Origin of the sequence: Rhodococcus sp. 06-1474-1B (assembly GCF_002258885.1) — a bacterium.
Classification (GTDB): domain Bacteria; phylum Actinomycetota; class Actinomycetes; order Mycobacteriales; family Mycobacteriaceae; genus Rhodococcoides; species Rhodococcoides fascians.
Map to the genome: position 1 here is coordinate 333,254 of NZ_NOYR01000034.1, position 16,727 is coordinate 349,980.

The following is a 16,727-nucleotide window of genomic DNA, read 5'->3' on the forward strand; positions in this document are numbered from 1 at the left end:
GTGGAACCCCTATTTACCCTGTCGGGCATCGTATTTGGCCTTGGAACGGTTGAGCTTCTCGGCGAAGTCGTCGGCGAAATCCTGGGCGCTGAGCTGTCCGATGAGCACCTTCTGCCACTGCCCGAGCATCTGAACCTGCACGATCTTTCCGAAATCGGGTAGATAGTCCGGCGGGGTGACCAGCACGGTCTTCGGATCGTCGAGGGCGGACTGGGCCGCCTGGACCGATGGCATCGTCTGGAAGGACGGTGCGGATCTGGCGGTGGCATTGACCGGGATTTGGCCGACGTTCTCGTTCCAATAGGCCTGCGAATCCGGCGAGGTCATGAACTCGAGGAACTTCCAGGCCGCTGCCTGGTGCTGGCTACTCTTGAACACTGTGTAGGAGGGGAACGGATCGGTCATCACCGTGCGGACGCCGTTGTCCGCGAGTGGAAGCGCAACGGCACCGACTTTGTCGCCGAGTGCCTTGCGGTGGTTGCTCAGTGATCCGAGGTTGTGCTGCATCATCGCAACCGAACCACCGCCGAAGCTGGCGACCATCTGTGGAAAACCGTTGTTGACGTCGGCGGTAGGTGTGTCGACGTCGTAGAGGGCCGCAAAACGTTCGATGGCGTCCACCATCTCGGGCCGGTTGACGGTGGATTCGCTACCGTCGAAGAAGTTGTCGATGCCGGTGGTGGCGAACATGTGCTGCAACAACGGGTAGATCGAGCCGGCACCGCCTCGGATGGTGAACCCGTAACGACCCGCGGACTTGTCGGTCAGTTCGTCTGCGGCTTCGTAGAATTCGTCCCAGGTATCCGGTGGCTCGATGCCGGCCTCCGCGAACCAGTCGGCTCGGTACCACAGCGTGGCGTTGTTACTGGTGAACGGCAGACCGTACAGGTTCTCGCCGCCTCCGGACTCCATCGCCGACTCGATGATCTTCGGGTCGTACTGGTCCTTCTGCGGAGAGGCTGCCATGAAGTCGTCGAGCGGAATCACGGCACTCTGGGCAACGAGCGGTGCGAGGTACGCGGTGGATACGATGCCCAGATCGGGAGCCGACCCACCGGCGAGGGCTGTCTGATACTTCTGCTGGGCACTGTCGGACGGTAGACCGACGTATTCGATGTCGATGCCTGGGTTGATGTTCTCGAAGCGTCGAATCAGTTCCTCGTACAACGGGGTTCGATCAGGCCCGGCGTTGTTGTCCCAGAACGTGAGGGTTCCGCTGTTCGGATCGCCGAGGGCACCGTCGGGCAGGGAGGTCTCGGAACTGCAGGATGCCAGCACGAGCGTGGCCACCGCACCGACGAGGGTGGTGCGCAGCAGGGTGCGTCGATTCATGTCGATTCTCTTTCCGTACGTCATGATCAGCCCTTCACCGCACCGGCGCTGAGGCCTTGGACGAGGTACTTCTGGATGACGGCGAAGACCGCGACCACGGGCACTGCGGCGATCAGACCGCCGGCCGCGAGGACGCCGAAGTCGACGTTGTAGGAGCCGATCGTGTAGCTCAAACCGACTGGGAGAGTGAACTTGTCCTGGCTACTGATGAACATCAGACCGAACAGGAAGTTGTTCCAGCTGCCGATGAATGCGAAGGAACCGACGGCGATCAACCCGGGCCGCAGAAGCGGGAGCATGATGATTCGGAAGGCTTTCAGACGCGAGCAGCCATCGACCATCGCGGCCTCTTCGAGTTCGACGGGGATCTGAGAGATGAAGCCTGCCATCAGCATTGCTGCAAGTGGTAGTTGGAAGACGGTATCGGCGACGATGAGACCGAAGAGGTTGTTCACCAGGCCCATTTCGCGGAAAACCTGGAACAGCGGAATGAGCAGCATCGCGCCGGGGACGAACTGGCTGCACAGCAGAGCCATCACGAGGGGAATCTTGGCGCGGAATTTGAAGCGTGCCAACGCATAGCCGGTCGCCAGCGCGACGAAGGTGGTGAGCACGAGAGACAGGCCGGCCACGATGAGGCTGTTCTTGAAGAAGAAGCTGAAGCCGAGGGTGTTCCAGACGGTGTCGAAATGGTCGAGCGTGATAGGCCAGGGGAGCATCGAATTGGACCCGGCAGGCCGGAACGCGAAGACGATCATCCAGTAGAACGGGACGAGGGTGAAGAGCAGGTAGACGGCCAACGGAAGGCCGACGCTGAACACGCGGGGCTTTGCGCGATGCACGCGCACCTTCTCGGAGTGGTCCTGCGGCGGAGTGGTCACGACGGGACGGTCTGCGGTAGTGGTCATGTGCGTCAGGCCTTATCGCTGTTGAATTTGCTGAGGCGCAAGTAGAGGATCGAGCAGAAGAGCAGGATCACGAAGGCCACGGTGGTCAGAGCCGATCCGTACCCGAAGTCCTGCGCGGTGGTTGCGAGCTGAGAGACGTAGAGCGGCAACGTGGTTGTCACGTCGGCCGGTCCGCCCGCAGTGAGGGTGTAGAGAAGATCGACGTTGTTGAACTCCCAGACCCCGCGCAGCAGGGTGGACAGAATAATCACGGCTTTGAGGTGTGGCAGCGTCACGAACCGGAAGCGTTGCCAGCGGTTCGCGCCGTCCACGTTCGCGGCCTCGTACAGATCCTTGGGCGCACTCTGCAGTTCGGCCAGGATGAGAATGGCGAAGAACGGAACTCCGCGCCAGAGCTCGGCAACGCTGGTGGCCCAGAACGCGGTGTCCGGATCGGCGATCGGCGCGGCGGTACCGTCGCCGATGCCCATGTTGCCCAGCAGTTTGAACAATCCCGTCGACGGGTTGTAGATGAGCAGCCAGATGCCGGTGGTGAGCACCCCGGAGACGGCCCAGGGAGAGAACACCAGGGCACGGGCCAGGCCGCGTCCGCGGAACACCTCGTTGACCAGCAGGGCCAGTCCGAGGCCGAGGATCAGCTGGAACACGACCTGCACGCCCACCCACTTGGCGGTGACGACGAGGCTGTTCCAGAACAGGTCGTCGGCGAACATCAGCTTGAAGTTCTCCAGGCCCGCAAAGCCGTTGTCCCAAGGCGTCGTCGGGTTGTAGAACTGCAGGCTGTAGTAGAAGACGCTGCCGACCGGGTAGAAGATGAACACTGCCAGCAGGATGACGACGGGCGCGATCAGGATGTACGGGGCCGAGATGCGGCGCTTGCGTTTCGGTCGAACGGGAGGGATGGCCGCGCTGGACGCGCGGGTACCTCCCGACCGGGGTGGTGTGGTGGTGACCATGGGGACGCTCCGAAGCGTTCGGGGCCGGATGGAAAGCCGGCGAGCGGGTCTGGCGGGATGTCTTCCGACCCTGAGTGAGCCGGGTCGTGCAAGTTTTGTCTGTTCACATATCTGAACGAGCGTCTTCTATGTGAATTTCTGGACCAACTATGACGGCAGTCACAAGCGCTGTCAAGCATTCCCGGTCACACGTGCAGGCTCAACCAGCCGGCCGCCGCGTCCTGCATGGTCGTGGTGAATCGATGCGGTTCCGAAAACCATTGTGTGAACAGTGTTTCCGATTCTCCGTAGTCGCGGCGCAATGATGCCTCGGCGTCGCGCATGCCGGGGATGCCGAAATGGGAGTCCAGCTCAGCGAATTGGACCAACAATGGGGTCGGGGCTGCTGCCCCGGCGATCTCCGGCCAGTCGCACACCGCAGGCAGGCCCGGGGTGATCATCAACCAGGTGGTGTCGTCCGCGTGACCGTTCGCGATATCGGCGAACGTGCTCATCGATGCCGTAATCACTCCTGCCCGCAGGCGATCGCTGCACGCCAGTAGATGTGCGACGCGCACTCCGCCACCGGAGAAGCCGGCAGTGGCGATGCGGTGTGCGTCCACCTCGGGGCACTCCGTCATTACCTGCAGCGCGATCAGGTCCTCGCTCAGCACCTGCCCGGCCAATGAACTGCCCCGTAGCGCTGCCATTTTTGCGAGTCCGTGCTCGTGCTCGCGTGCGGCGGCCTCGTATCTCGGCAGCCCTTCCAGTTGGGCACCGGCACGTCGAGCCCGCTCGGGGAGGTCCTCCCACGGCACCCGGCGACTGCCCCACGGGAACACGTCGTGGACCAGGACTGCGAAACCCGCTGCAACCAGACGGGCGGCGGGCGCGCTGCCGCCGTATCCGCGCCTGCGCAACTCCTCGAGGTCGGGTGCCATGCCGTCAGGGCCCTCTGCCACCTTCTCCTTGCCGTAGAACTTCATCCCGTCGTGACCGTGCATGAGCAGGATCGCGGGCAGTGGAGTCTTTGCGTCCGGGGGCGTCAGCAGCCATGCGGACGTGTCATCCCAGTTCAGCTCCACGCCGGAGATGCCATCGCGTGTCCAGGTCCGACCGCGGGTCACGTGCGGACGCGAAGGATCGTCGAATGCCCCCAGGGCTCGCCGGATCTCTGCTCGTCGCGTGAATCGTGGACAGTTGGGCTCGAATTGTGTTCCCATGTGTGAACTCAGTTCTCTCTATCGAACAAATCAGCCATCGAAGGATGATCTTCATGACCGTCGACCGCATCGTCGCGCACGCCTACCCCTGGGACGTCCTGGGCGATCCGCATTTCGTCGAACGCGCCAACACACTCGGGGTGCACGAGATCTCGCTTGCCGCGACGTACCACTCCACCAGAGCGGCAACCCCGCTGCATCCGCAGCACAAAGTGGTCGACGCCCACCACGCAGCGCTGTATCGACCGGTTCGTCCCGACGCTTGGGCCGGGCACACGATCACTGCGCGGACGGCCGCCTGGGGCGGTGCCGAGGACGCGTTCGGCGAGGCAGCGGGTGTGCTGCGGGAGGCCGGATTCCTGGTGAACGCGTGGATCGTGCTGACACACAGCACAATTCTCGGCCACGCCCATCCCGAGGCGACCGTCGTCAACTGTTTCGGAGATGCCTATCGCTATGCCCTCGCACCAGGGCATCCCGACATCGTGCGTTACAGCGCCACGCTCGCGGCCGAAGCGATCCGCGGCGTCGAAGTACACGGGGTGTCCGTCGAGGCCTGCGGGCAGCTGGGCTTCGCTCATGTCGGACCACACGAGAAGACGGACGGCGCGTTCCCTGGCATCGGCGACACGCTGATGTCGATCAGCTGCACACAGCGGGAGCTCGACGCCTGGAGCGAACGAGGCGTCGACTCGGGGAAGGTGACGCACAAGCTGCGCGACGGTGTCGACGCCCTGTCGGCCGGAACCTTGCCTGCCGGTGCGGCGATCACGGACGTGTTGGCCGCCGACGAGATCGACGCGGTGCTCGCCGTCCGGCACGCCGACGCCGAGCACCTTCGCGCGGAAGTGCTTGCCGCCGTGCGTGAACAGGCGCCGTCGGCACGCGTGACGCTGCACGGTCACCCGGATCCATGGAAGACCGGGCCTTCGCCTGCGTTGACCGCCTCCGCGCCCGCCGATGTCGATGCGGTGCTCGTGTCGGCCTGGCCGGGAACGGCCGAGACGGTGTCGGTGGTGCAGGCAACCCGCGCGGCCGTCGGCGACGGGGTGGACGTCGGTGCCTACGTATCGGTACTGCCGCCGAAGAAGCTGGACGAGGTCGCTGCGCATGTGGCCGCGACCCTCGACGCGGGGGCGAACGAGCTGCACCTCTATCACCTCGGTCTCGTCAATCGACCCCAGCTCGATGCGCTGGGGTCGATCGTCACAACGTATTCGTAGGGGTCGACAACGGGTGCTCCACTCGACCGGCCTCGGCGCGGAATCCCGCAGTCCGGGTGGTCGAGTGGAGCAGAGGGTGCATCACCGCATCCGTTGGCCGAGCGGGTGATCACAGAACGCGCCGCCGACTCGCTGCAGGATCGGATCGCTGAACGTCCACTCGTGTTCGGCCAGGAATTGCTCGGCGAACTGTTCCGCGTCGTCGCGAGGCAGGTATCCGATCTCCGCACCCTCGTTGCCCGACCACCATGCGCGCGAGTTCTTCGAGATTCCCCACACGGTGTGAAAACCTTTAGCGCTGTCCGACAGTGAGGCCTCGATCAGTCGCGCAGTGTCGGCGGGCGACATCCAGGTGGCCAGGCCGCGGTAGTTGGGCGGCGCGGCGAAGCTCGAACCGATACGCAGATTGACGACGTCGATACCGAAGCGGTCGTGGTACATCCGGCCGAGGGCTTCGACCGCTGCCTTGCTCCACCCGTAGAATCCGTCGGGTCGCGGAACGGCGTCGCCCGGAAGTGGCGAGTCGCCTGCCTCGTCGTGCGTCCAGAATCCGACTGCGTGATTGCTCGACGCCACCACTATCCGAGAAACCCCCTGCGCCACAGCGGCTTCGAAGACTGCCTGAGTGCCGTCGACGTTCACCGACAGAATGTTGGCCCACGAGTCCTCGGTACTCAATCCCCCAAGGTGCAGGATTGCATCGACACCGTCCACCGCGGCGGCCACGGCAGCGCGATCGGTGACCGAACCCTGTACGAATTCCTCTGTGGCCGAATCGATGTCGGTGATCTCGGTGATATCGAACAGGCGCAGCGTGCGGCCGGGAGTCGCCAGTAGAGGCCTGAGCATCGCCCCCATGTTGCCTGCGGCCCCGGTGATGAGCACTCGTGAAACGGTGTCGGTCATTCTTCTCGAACTCCTTCGATGGAAACCTTGTAATGGGCATCACAGTAATACATACTTCTAAACGAAGTCAGCATTCTGGCATCCATTCACATACATGAATCTCACTCGGATCGTCCGGCACGTTCCTGCCGGTGAAGGGACCACCATCATGGCCACCGTTGCATTTCAGGGCGTCACCAAATTGTTTCCCGGCGGCGACAAAGCTGCAGTCGACCAGCTCGATCTCGACATCCAGGACGGTGAATTCCTCGTCCTCGTGGGCCCGTCCGGCTGCGGAAAGTCGACGTCGCTGCGCATGCTCGCCGGTCTGGAAGAAGTCGACAGGGGAGCCATCACCATCGGCGGCAAGGACGTCACCGACCATCAGCCCAAGGATCGCGACATTGCGATGGTCTTCCAGAACTACGCCCTGTATCCGCACATGACGGTCGGCGAGAACATGGGATTCGGACTTCGCATCGCCGGCGAGGACAAGGCCGAGATCAAGCGCCGCGTCGAGGACGCTGCCAAGATCCTTGATCTCACCAAATTCCTCGACCGCAAACCCAAAGCGCTCTCCGGCGGCCAGCGTCAGCGAGTCGCCATGGGCCGCGCCATCGTTCGCAAACCCCAGGTGTTCCTCATGGATGAGCCGCTGTCCAACCTCGACGCCAAACTTCGAGTGCAGACCCGCGCGCAGATCTCTGCACTGCAACGCAGGCTCGCCACGACGACCGTGTACGTCACCCACGATCAGGTCGAGGCCATGACGATGGGCGATCGCGTGGCCGTCCTCAAAGACGGTGTGCTGCAGCAGTGTGACTCGCCGAGGCGCATGTACGAACACCCGAACAACGTGTTCGTCGCCGGCTTCATCGGATCGCCTGCAATGAATCTGCTCGAGCTGCCGCTCGTCGACGGCGGCGTCCGCTTCGGCGGTGAAGTGGTTCCGGTTCCCCGCTCCGCCATCGCCGGAATCGGCGAGAACACAGTGACGCTCGGTGTGCGGCCCGAGGACCTGCAGATCACCACCGGGGCAGGCCTAGAAGTGACCATCGACGTCGTCGAAGAACTCGGAGCCGACGCCTACGTCTACGGCCAGGCCGATATCAACGGCACACGTCAGCCCATCGTCGTCCGCGCCGACGGCCGCATCCCACCGGAACGCGGATCGACGATCACGCTCTCCTACGCCGCCGAGCGCACCCACCTGTTCTCCACTGTGACCGGGGAGCGCTTGGTCGACTGATGCCGTAGGCGGTGGAGCGCTGACGCGCATGTGCGCGGGAGTGGAGCCTGCGGAATGACCCAGGTGCGCGGAAACTCGACCCCTGCTACGAAGTTCCGCGCACGTGCCGCGAAGCGGCTCGTCCCACCGGTACTGTCTGCCGGGTGACAGACGCTCACCAGGCATCACGACGGTTCGCGCTCTTCAGGCCGACGCCGGTCAGAGTGATGGCAACGGGTTTCGCGGTGGCCATACTCCTCGGTGCGGGCATCCTGATGGTTCCGGCGGCCACCGTGCCTGGAAACGACACCGGGATTCTGCAGGCGCTGTTCACGTCCACCTCGGCGGTGAGCCTGACGGGTCTGATCGTGGTGGACACCCCGGTGTACTGGTCGGGTCTTGGCCAGGGCGTCATTCTCGGCCTGATTCAGATCGGCGGGTTCGGGATCATGACGATCGCGTCCTTGGTCGGTCTGCTCCTGGCGGATCGGATCGGTCTTCGGGGCAGGTTGAATGCGGCAGCCGAGGTACGCACATCCGGGCTGGGCGACGTTCGTAGCGTCGTCGTGGGTGTGTTCCGTACCAGTCTGATCATCGAGGGTGTTGTCGCGCTCTGTCTGGCGGCGCGCTTCTTCTTCGGATACGACGAGCCCCTCGGGCGTGCGCTCTGGCTGGGGATCTTCCATTCCGTCTCGGCGTTCAACAACGCCGGATTCGCGCTCTTCAGCGACAACATGATCGGGTTTGCCACCGACCCGTGGATCTGTGTGCCGTTGTTGATCGCGGTCGTGCTGGGCGGCATCGGGTTTCCGGTTCTGTTCGAGATCGCCCGTCGTATCCGATCACGTGCTCGCGGCGTTCGTTCTCGCAAGCGCTGGACCTTGCACACCCGGATGACGTTGTCCGTCACCGCCGTTCTGTTGGTTCTCGGTCCGACGGTGGTGTTGCTTTTCGAGTGGTCGAGAACCCTGGGCGGATTCGGGTTCTGGGATAAGATGCTCGTCGCGACGTTCCAGGGCGTCATGCCCCGCACCGCAGGCTTCAACAGTGTCGATTACGCGGATGTGGACAACGCGACCCTCTTGATCACCGATGTCCTGATGTTCATCGGTGGTGGCAGCGGCGGTACGGCAGGCGGCATCAAGGTCACCACTTTTGCCTTGCTGCTGTTCGTCATCGTGGCCGAAATCCGCGGTGACCGCGAGGTGACGGTGTTCGACCGTCGAATAGATCCTCGGGTGCAACGTCAGGCATTGACCGTCGCGTTGATCGGGGTGGCCCTCATCATGCTGCCGGTGGTAGCGCTGTTGGCCGGCACGAACTTCGACCTCGACGTGCTTCTCTTCGAGGTCGTCTCGGCATTCGCGACGGTGGGCCTGTCCACCGGAATCACCGCGCAGTTGCCGGGCTGGGGCCAGATGATTCTGATCGTCCTGATGTATCTGGGCCGCATCGGTTCCATCACTCTGGTCAGTGCTCTCGCCGCCCGCGACCGCGGTCGGCGCTACACGCTTCCCACGGAAAGGCCGTTCATTGGCTAGGAAACCGTCCTCCGACGTCGTCGTCGTTCTCGGTCTCGGCCGCTTCGGTAAGTCGCTGGCGCTGGAACTGATGAGCCAGGGAGTCGAGGTGCTCGGCGTCGACAGCGACGAGGCCGTAGTGCAACGCGTGGCAGACCGTTTGACGCATGCTGTGGTGGCCGATACCACCGACGAGGAGTCGTTGCGACAACTTTCGGTACACGAGTACGACCGCGCCGTCGTGGGCATCGGTTCCAATCTCGAAGCGAGCCTGCTCACCGCATCGGCTCTGGTGAATCTGTCGATGTCGACCATCTGGGCCAAGGCTCTGAGCAACGCGCACGCCAAGATTCTCAGCCAGATCGGCGTCCACCACGTCGTCAGGCCCGAGCACGACATGGGCAAGCGAGTAGCTCACCTGGTACGTGGTCGGATGATGGACTACATCGAGTTCGACGACGGCTTTGCCATGGCGAAGACGTCGCCCCCGGCCTCGCTGCTAGGAAAAACTTTGGGCGAGAGCGGAATTCGCACCAAGCACCGTGTCACCGTCGTTGCAGTCAAGCGTCCGGGTGAAGGGTTCACCTACGCCACGGCGGACACGGTGATCGGCGCAGGCGATACCGTCATCGTCTCCGGCCAGGTTCGAGACACCGAAAAATTCAGCGAGTCGACATGAGCGCCTCCAGGGTCGCGCGCGCACCGTTCTTCTGAAGTGACGCCAACTGTGTCGTGTACTCGGTGACGAAACGTTCGTTGTCGATCAGATCGCCGAACACTGCGCGATTGGCGATGAAGGCCGTCGGATTCTCTCGCTGACTCTGCGCGATCGGAACGAGTGAATCCCTCAGTTGATCGACGATGTCGATGGGCTCACCGGCCTCGTCGACTGCCTCGGCGTAGCGTGCCCAACTGGCAACGACTGCGGTGGAGCGAGTGATCTCACCGCCGCTCTCCAGATTCTTGCGGATGACGGGCAAGAGCCACTTGGGAATTCGATCCGAGGACTCGGCGCACAGGCGGGCGACGGTGTCGCGGATTTCCGGGTTGGAGAACCGTTCGATGAGCGTGCGCTGGTATTCGGCGAGGTCGATGCCGGGAACGGGTTGCAACGTGGGCGTTGCTTCCTCGTCCATGTACGCGAGCAGGAACGCGGCGAACTGCGGGTCCTGACAGACTTCGTGCACCAGTCGAAATCCGCTGAGGTAGCCGAAATACGCGAGCGCCTGATGGCTGGCGTTGAGCAGCCGTAGCTTCATCAGCTCGTACGGCGTGACGTCGTCGACGACCTGAACTCCGACGTCCTCGAGAGGGGGGCGTCCCAGCGTGAAGTTGTCCTCGAGCACCCACTGTGTGAACGGCTCACCGGCTACGGGCCACTGATCGTCGATGGCGTAGCGGGCCGAGAGTTCCTCGATCACTTCCGGTGTCGTGACCGGAGTGATGCGGTCGACCATCGAGTTGGGGAACGCCCCTTCTGCGGCGATCCACTCTGCGAGAGCTGGATCCTTCAGGCGGGCGAAGGTGGTGAAAGTCGATTGTGCGATGTGGCCGTTGCCTTCGATGTTGTCGCACGACATGATCGTGAACGGCTTCAGTCCGCGTTCCTTGCGCCGTGACAATGCCTCCACGACGAGCCCGAATGTGGTTGCCGGAACGGCCCCGTCCACGAGATCGGCGACGATGGCGGGGTTCTCGACGTCGAACTCACCCGTCGTCGCGGAGAAGTTGTAGCCCCCCTCGGTGATCGTGAGGGAGACGATCCTCGTGGTCTCCGCGGCCATCTTCTCGATGACGGCCTCTGTGTCGTCGGGCGCGAAGAGATATTCGACGATGGATCCGACGACGCGGGTGTCCCACGTGCCGTCGGAATGTTTGAGCGCCAACGTGTACAGGCAGTTCTGCGCCTCCATCACGTCCTTCATCCGGCGGTCTCCGGGAAGTGCGCCCACTCCACAGATGCCCCACTCGGACCCTTGCCCCTGTTGCAACAACCGGTCGATGTACATCGCCTGATGTGCTCGATGGAAGCCGCCGACACCGAAATGCACGATGCCCACGGTGACGTCGGAACGGTCGTAGGTGGGAACGGCCACGTCCTCGATGAAGTCGTCGAGATTGCGCGAGTTCAACTTCATACGTTCGTCTCCTTCGATGGGCTCTGGGAAAGACCGGGAATCACAACGGCTTTGATGCTGCCGGGTTGCTTGTCTGCATTCAAGGCATCCTCGACGCGATCGAGGCCGAAACGCGCGGTGACCATAGCATCGAGGTCGACGCGACCGGCCAGCACGAGCTCGCGCGCGATCGGCCACGTGTTGGCGTACCGAAAGACGCCGGTGAGAACCAGTTCTCGGTTCTGAATCAGTGAGATGGGGAGCGGGTAGTCCGAACCGCCCATGCCCACCAGTACGACGGTACCCGCCGGCCGCACAGCATGAATGCCGTCGACGACGGCCCGAGCGGCACCCGATGCGTCGATGAACGCGTCCACTTCCAGCGCGCGTACGTCGTCCACTGCTGGATCGAGCACACGCGTCGCACCGAGCTTCGCGGCATTGTCACGTCGCGGTGCGTCGATGTCACTGACGATCACCTCGGTGGCACCGAAAGCACGGGCCACCTGGGCGGTGACGATGCCGACCGGGCCTGCACCGGCGATGAGCACGCTGGATCCGGCGGTGATTCCGGCCTTCTGCGCCGACGCGATACCGACCGACAGCGGCTCGAACAGTGCTGCGGCCTCGTCGGAGATCGAGTCGGGGACGTCGTGGGCGAACACCGACTGGATCAGTACGTACTCTGCCAGCGCGCCGTCGATCGGCGGCGTGGCGAAGAATTCCATGGCCGGGCACAGGTTGTAGCGGCCGGCGCGCGACTGGGCGCTGGTGGGATCGGGACGCTGCGGTTCGATGGACACCCGCTGCCCGACGCGGGCGTCGGACACATCGGAGCCGACCGCGACGATCACACCGGCCGCCTCGTGACCGAGGACCAGCGGGCCGTCGACCACGTACTCGCCGATGCGTCCCTCCCGGTAGTAATGCGCATCGGACCCGCACACGCCGACGGCGGTGACCTGGACCAGTACCTCGTCGTGGGCTGGGGTCGGCACCGGCCGGTCTTCCATTCGTATCTCGTGCACGCCGGTGAGCACGCTGGCCTGCATGGACTGTGGCACGGGCCGCTGGATGCGAGGGGGTGTTGTGTAGATCACACCTTAATGTTAGCTTAGTGAGCAGATGAACACGAGCTGAGCATTTGCTCACTGGTCAGGGGGGCGTCATGGACGGATCGGAGCCCGGCGGGGCGAAGTCCGTGCGGTCGGGAGAAGATCTCCGGCTGGCTCTGCGCGCCGCCACCATGTACCACCTCGAAGGTGCGACGCAGGCCGAGATCGCCGTGAAGCTGGGCGTCTCGCGCCCGACTGCAGGACGGTTGGTCGCGCGGGCTCGTTCCCAGGGGCTCGTGACGATCGAGATCAACGTCCCCGACGATCTGCAGGGCACCGTGCACGCGGACGTCGAGCGTGAGCTCGAAGCGAAGTTCGGACTCACCGAGGTGTTGGTCGTCTCGGACGTAATCGACGGCACGGACACCGGCTACGGATCCCTCGGCCGAGCGGCAGCGACTTTGCTCTCGCGTCGACTCAAGGATCGCGACGTCCTGGGGTTCACCTGGGGCCCCGAAACGGTGGCGGTGGCGAGCTCGCTGAAGACCCGATCCACCAAATGTGCTGCGGTGGTACAACTCGACGGCTCGATCACCTCGGCCGACTATCAGACCGGTGTCGAGTACACACTCGGACGGTGCGCTGCGTACCTGCAGGCGACACCCATCAGGCTCAACGCGCCGCTGTACGCCGATCAGGCGACAGTCGTTGCGTTGGAGCAGGATTCCGTGATCTCGCGCGCCCTCAAAGCCGGGACCGATGCCGATGTGATGATGTACGGCATCGGTCCCGTTTCCACGTCCACCACCTTGTTCGAGGGCAGCTTCATCGACCTCGACGTGCTCGAAGAATTGCGCCGCCTCGGTGCAGTCGGCGAGATCGGCGGACGGTTCTACGACGCCGACGGCATCGATACCGGAGGATCACTCCCCGGCCGAACCGTGTCGGTGGGGCTCGACGCCATCAGGGCGTGTGATCGGGCTGTGCTCGTCACCGGTGGGCAACGTAAACACGAGGCGCTCCTCGGTGCTCTGCGCGGCGGACTGGCCTCGATCCTGGTGACCGACATCGAAAGTGCACGCTGGCTCGTTGCGCAAGCTCCTGCAACGGCGACCTCCAATGGAAAGGTATTTCAGTGAGGGTTTTACCGAAAGTGGCTGTCGCGGCATCGCTTGCGACAACCTTGGTGCTGTCCGGTTGCGCCGGAGCCGGCTCGTTCGGTGGTGACGGTGACGGCAAGACGATCACCGTCGCGATCGTCTCCAATTCACAGATGTCCGACGCCATTTCGCTCGCTCCGGAGTTCGAGGCGGAGAATCCCGGCATCAATCTGAAGTTCGTGTCGCTGTCGGAGAACGAGGCGCGGGCCAAGATCACCGCCTCGGTCGCCACCGGCGGCGGCGAGTTCGACGTGGTGATGATCAGCAACTTCGAGACCCCGCAGTGGGCCGAGAACGGCTGGCTGACCAACCTGTCCGAGTATGCCGACGCAACACCGGGCTACGACGAGGACGACTTCATTCCCACCCTGAAGGAGTCGCTGTCGTACGAGGGGAGCATGTACTCGGTGCCGTTCTACGGCGAATCCTCCTTCCTGATGTACCGGAAGGACCTGATGGAGGCTGCCGGCATCACCATGCCGGAAGAGCCCACCTGGCAGGAAGTCGCCGACGCCGCCGCGAAGCTCGACAGTCCTGATGTCTCGGGAATCTGCCTGCGCGGCAAGCCCGGTTGGGGTGAAGTACTCGCCCCGTTGGATACCGTCATCAACGCATTCGGTGGTCGGTGGTTCGACGAGAACTGGAACGCACAGCTCAACAGCCCAGAGGTGGAACAGGCCGTTCAGTTCTACGTCGACCTGGTCCGTGAGCACGGTCAGGCAGGCGCAGCGACGAGCGGTTTCAGCGAATGCGGAACGCAACTGTCGCAGGGAAATACGGCAATGTGGTACGACGCCACATCTGCAGTGTCGGTACTCGAAGACCCGACGTCTTCGAACGTCGTCGGCAAGATCGGATACGCCAAGGCACCGTCGGCCGCCAAGGGCGACAACGGGTGGCTGTACTCCTGGGCCCTCGGAATCCCGAAGACGTCGGAGAATCCCGACGACGCATGGAAGTTCGTCTCGTGGATGACCAGCAAGGAATACCTGAACAAGGTCGGCAACGAATTGGGTTGGGAGCGAGTGCCTCCCGGCAGCCGTCTGTCGACCTACCAGATTCCCGAATACGAGGAGGCGTCCGCTGCGTACGGTCAGGTCACCCTCGATTCGATCAACGGCGCGGATCCGAACAATCCCACTGTGGATCCGGTTCCGTACACCGGAGTGCAGTTCCTGACGATCCCCGAGTTCCAGGACCTCGGAACCCGTGTCAGTCAACAAATCAGCGCCGCAGTAGCAGGACGAATCAGCGTCCACGACGCGCTCGAACAAGCGCAGCAATACGCCGAAGTGGTCGGTAAGACGTACCAGGAGGACCAGGGATGACCACCACCGCAACACGATCGGCGCAGGCCGATTCCGAGGAGTTCGTACCGAGACCGAGGACGATCTCCAAGGCCGAAGGGTGGCGTCGCCGCGGCCCGCTGCTGCCGGCCATGGTGTTCGCCATTCTCGTCACCCAGGTTCCGTTCCTGTTCACGCTGTACTACTCGACGCAGTCGTGGAACCTGGTTCGACCGGGTTCGCAGAAGTTCAACTGGCTCAACAACTACGTCGCGGTCTTCCAGGACAGCCAGTTCCGTGAGGTCGCCCTCAACACGGTGATCATGATCGTCGGAACCGTCATCATCTCGGTGGTTCTCGGGTTGTTCCTGGCCCTGCTGTTGGACCGGAAGTTCATCGGCCGCAGCCTGATTCGCACCCTACTGATCACCCCGTTCCTCATCACCCCGGTCGCCGGCGCGTTGATCTGGAAGACCACGATGTTCGATCCCGTCTTCGGCCTGATCAACTTCGCGCTGAGCCCGTTCGGTGTCGATCAGATCGACTGGGTCTCGCGCTACCCATTGCCCGCCGTCATGGCGAACCTGATCTGGCAGTGGACCCCGTTCATGATGCTGCTGATCCTGGCCGGCCTGCAGTCGATGCCGAAGGACATCGCCGAGGCGGCACGGGTCGACGGGGCAGGGCCGGTCAAGCTCTTCCGTGAGCTGACCCTCCCGCATCTGCGCCGATTCATCGAGCTCGGTGCGGTGCTCGGGGCCATCTATCTGGTCAACACCTTCGACGCGGTCTACATGATGACCTCCGGCGGACCGGGTGTGGCGAGCGCGAACCTGCCGTTCTACATCTACCAGCGAGCGTTCCTCGGCTTCGACATCGGCCAGGCCGCGGCCATGGGCGTCGTCACCGTCGTGGCCACCATCATCGTCAGCACCCTGGCGCTGAGACTGATCTTCAAGAGCTTCAGCGGAACCGAGGAGGCTGCGTGATGAGTACCGCAACTGTGGACAAGACAACTACTTCCGCGCCGATCAAGCGCAAGAGCAAATGGGGCCCGGGTTCCATCTGGTCCTTCGTCGCCTGGGTCGCAGGCATCGCGTTCTTCTTCCCGGTGCTGTGGATGGTCCTCACCGGTTTCAAGCAGGAGGCCGACGCTTACTCCGACCCGCCCAAGCTGTTCTTCACACCTACTCTCGATCAATATCGAGGGGTCCTGGAGAGCGGCATCGGCACGACGTTGCTGAACTCGGCGTTCGCGACCGTCGTCTCGACGATCTTCGTTCTGCTGCTGGGTGTTCCGGCTGCCTTTGCCCTGTCATTGCGTCCGGTCAAGAAGACGAAGGACGTGCTGTTCTTCTTCATCTCCACCAAGATGCTGCCCGTCGTCGCCGCGATCGTCCCGCTGTACGTCATCGTCGGTGACATCGGAATGCTCGACAACATCTGGACTTTGGTCGTGCTGTACACCGCGATGAATCTTCCGATCGCCGTGTGGATGATGCGATCGTTCTTCCTCGAAGTGCCGAGCGAGCTGCTCGAAGCCGCGAGTATGGACGGCGCGTCACTGTGGACCTCGGTACGCGAGGTGATCCTGCCGCTGGTCTCGCCCGGCATCGCGGCCACGTCATTGATCTGCGTGATCTTCTCGTGGAACGAGTTCTTCTTCGCGGTCAACCTCACTGCCGTTCAGGCCCAGACGATTCCGGTGTACCTCGTCGGATTCATCACCGGTCAGGGCCTGTACTGGGCCCAGCTTTCCGCAGCTGCGACGTTCGCAGCGCTTCCCGTCGTCCTTGCCGGATGGTTCGCGCAGAACAAGCTCGTGCGCGGCCTGTCCTTCGGCGCAATCAAGTAG

The 16,727-nt window shown here is 63.3% G+C and carries 15 protein-coding genes; 8 read left to right on the forward strand and 7 right to left on the reverse strand.

Going from position 1 to position 16,727, the window contains the following annotated elements:
• Positions 1-9: 9 nt before the first annotated feature.
• The 4 genes from CH266_RS23420 to CH266_RS23435 all read right to left on the reverse strand — a co-directional run bounded on the left by CH266_RS23420 (position 10) and on the right by CH266_RS23435 (position 4,398).
• A complete protein-coding gene (locus CH266_RS23420) occupies positions 10-1,332 on the reverse strand; it encodes an ABC transporter substrate-binding protein (protein WP_027495324.1) in 1,323 nt (440 codons plus the stop codon).
• 26 nt (positions 1,333-1,358) lie between these two features.
• Entirely contained in the window at positions 1,359-2,240 is an 882-nt protein-coding gene (locus CH266_RS23425) for a carbohydrate ABC transporter permease (RefSeq protein ID WP_027495325.1), read from the reverse strand.
• 5 nt (positions 2,241-2,245) lie between these two features.
• Complete coding sequence (locus CH266_RS23430; protein WP_048317892.1) at positions 2,246-3,196, reverse strand: carbohydrate ABC transporter permease; 951 nt, start codon at positions 3,194-3,196, stop codon at positions 2,246-2,248.
• 185 nt (positions 3,197-3,381) lie between these two features.
• Entirely contained in the window at positions 3,382-4,398 is a 1,017-nt protein-coding gene (locus CH266_RS23435; RefSeq protein WP_027495327.1) for a hypothetical protein, read from the reverse strand.
• 53 nt (positions 4,399-4,451) lie between these two features.
• Between CH266_RS23435 and CH266_RS23440 the strand changes: the two genes are divergently transcribed.
• Positions 4,452-5,621 carry a hypothetical protein gene (locus tag CH266_RS23440; RefSeq protein ID WP_230592909.1) on the forward strand — a complete coding sequence of 390 codons (1,170 nt, stop codon included), beginning with the start codon at positions 4,452-4,454 and terminating at the stop codon, positions 5,619-5,621.
• Positions 5,622-5,702: 81 nt separating this feature from the next.
• Here CH266_RS23440 and CH266_RS23445 read toward each other — a convergent pair whose 3' ends face one another.
• The gene (locus tag CH266_RS23445) at positions 5,703-6,527 is read right to left on the reverse strand and encodes an NAD-dependent epimerase/dehydratase family protein (RefSeq protein WP_027495329.1); all 825 of its coding nucleotides are present in this window, start codon (positions 6,525-6,527) and stop codon (positions 5,703-5,705) included.
• A 148-nt stretch (positions 6,528-6,675) separates the two neighbouring features.
• On the opposite strand from CH266_RS23445, the gene CH266_RS23450 reads away from it, so the two are divergent.
• From CH266_RS23450 to CH266_RS23460, 3 genes are all read left to right on the forward strand, one after another.
• Entirely contained in the window at positions 6,676-7,755 is a 1,080-nt protein-coding gene (locus CH266_RS23450; protein WP_027495330.1) for an ABC transporter ATP-binding protein, read from the forward strand.
• A 206-nt stretch (positions 7,756-7,961) separates the two neighbouring features.
• A complete protein-coding gene (locus CH266_RS23455) occupies positions 7,962-9,275 on the forward strand; it encodes a TrkH family potassium uptake protein (RefSeq protein WP_094622546.1) in 1,314 nt (437 codons plus the stop codon).
• Entirely contained in the window at positions 9,268-9,933 is a 666-nt protein-coding gene (locus CH266_RS23460; RefSeq protein WP_094716259.1) for a potassium channel family protein, read from the forward strand. Before CH266_RS23455 ends, CH266_RS23460 begins: the two co-directional genes overlap by 8 nt.
• On the opposite strand, the gene CH266_RS23465 is transcribed toward CH266_RS23460, so the two are convergent.
• Positions 9,917-11,392: a mannitol dehydrogenase family protein gene (locus tag CH266_RS23465; RefSeq protein ID WP_094716260.1), complete on the reverse strand. Its 1,476-nt coding sequence runs from the start codon at positions 11,390-11,392 to the stop codon at positions 9,917-9,919. The two genes, CH266_RS23460 and CH266_RS23465, sit on opposite strands and share 17 nt — an antisense overlap.
• On the reverse strand, positions 11,389-12,423 hold the full coding sequence (locus CH266_RS23470) for an NAD(P)-dependent alcohol dehydrogenase (protein ID WP_027495334.1): 1,035 nt from the start codon (positions 12,421-12,423) through the stop codon (positions 11,389-11,391). Before CH266_RS23470 ends, CH266_RS23465 begins: the two co-directional genes overlap by 4 nt.
• A 116-nt stretch (positions 12,424-12,539) precedes the next feature.
• Between CH266_RS23470 and CH266_RS23475 the strand changes: the two genes are divergently transcribed.
• Genes CH266_RS23475 through CH266_RS23490 form a run of 4 tightly spaced genes read left to right on the forward strand, consistent with a single transcriptional unit; the run spans position 12,540 to position 16,727 of the window.
• Positions 12,540-13,565, forward strand: a complete 1,026-nt coding sequence (locus tag CH266_RS23475) for a sugar-binding transcriptional regulator (RefSeq protein WP_032383309.1) — start codon at positions 12,540-12,542, stop codon at positions 13,563-13,565.
• Positions 13,562-14,914, forward strand: coding sequence for an ABC transporter substrate-binding protein (locus CH266_RS23480; RefSeq protein WP_441344194.1), 1,353 nt, complete (start codon positions 13,562-13,564; stop codon positions 14,912-14,914). Before CH266_RS23475 ends, CH266_RS23480 begins: the two co-directional genes overlap by 4 nt.
• The gene (locus tag CH266_RS23485; protein WP_032367121.1) at positions 14,911-15,861 is read left to right on the forward strand and encodes a carbohydrate ABC transporter permease; all 951 of its coding nucleotides are present in this window, start codon (positions 14,911-14,913) and stop codon (positions 15,859-15,861) included. The genes CH266_RS23480 and CH266_RS23485 overlap by 4 nt, the downstream gene beginning before the upstream one ends.
• A complete protein-coding gene (locus CH266_RS23490; protein WP_027495337.1) occupies positions 15,861-16,727 on the forward strand; it encodes a carbohydrate ABC transporter permease in 867 nt (288 codons plus the stop codon). The genes CH266_RS23485 and CH266_RS23490 overlap by 1 nt, the downstream gene beginning before the upstream one ends.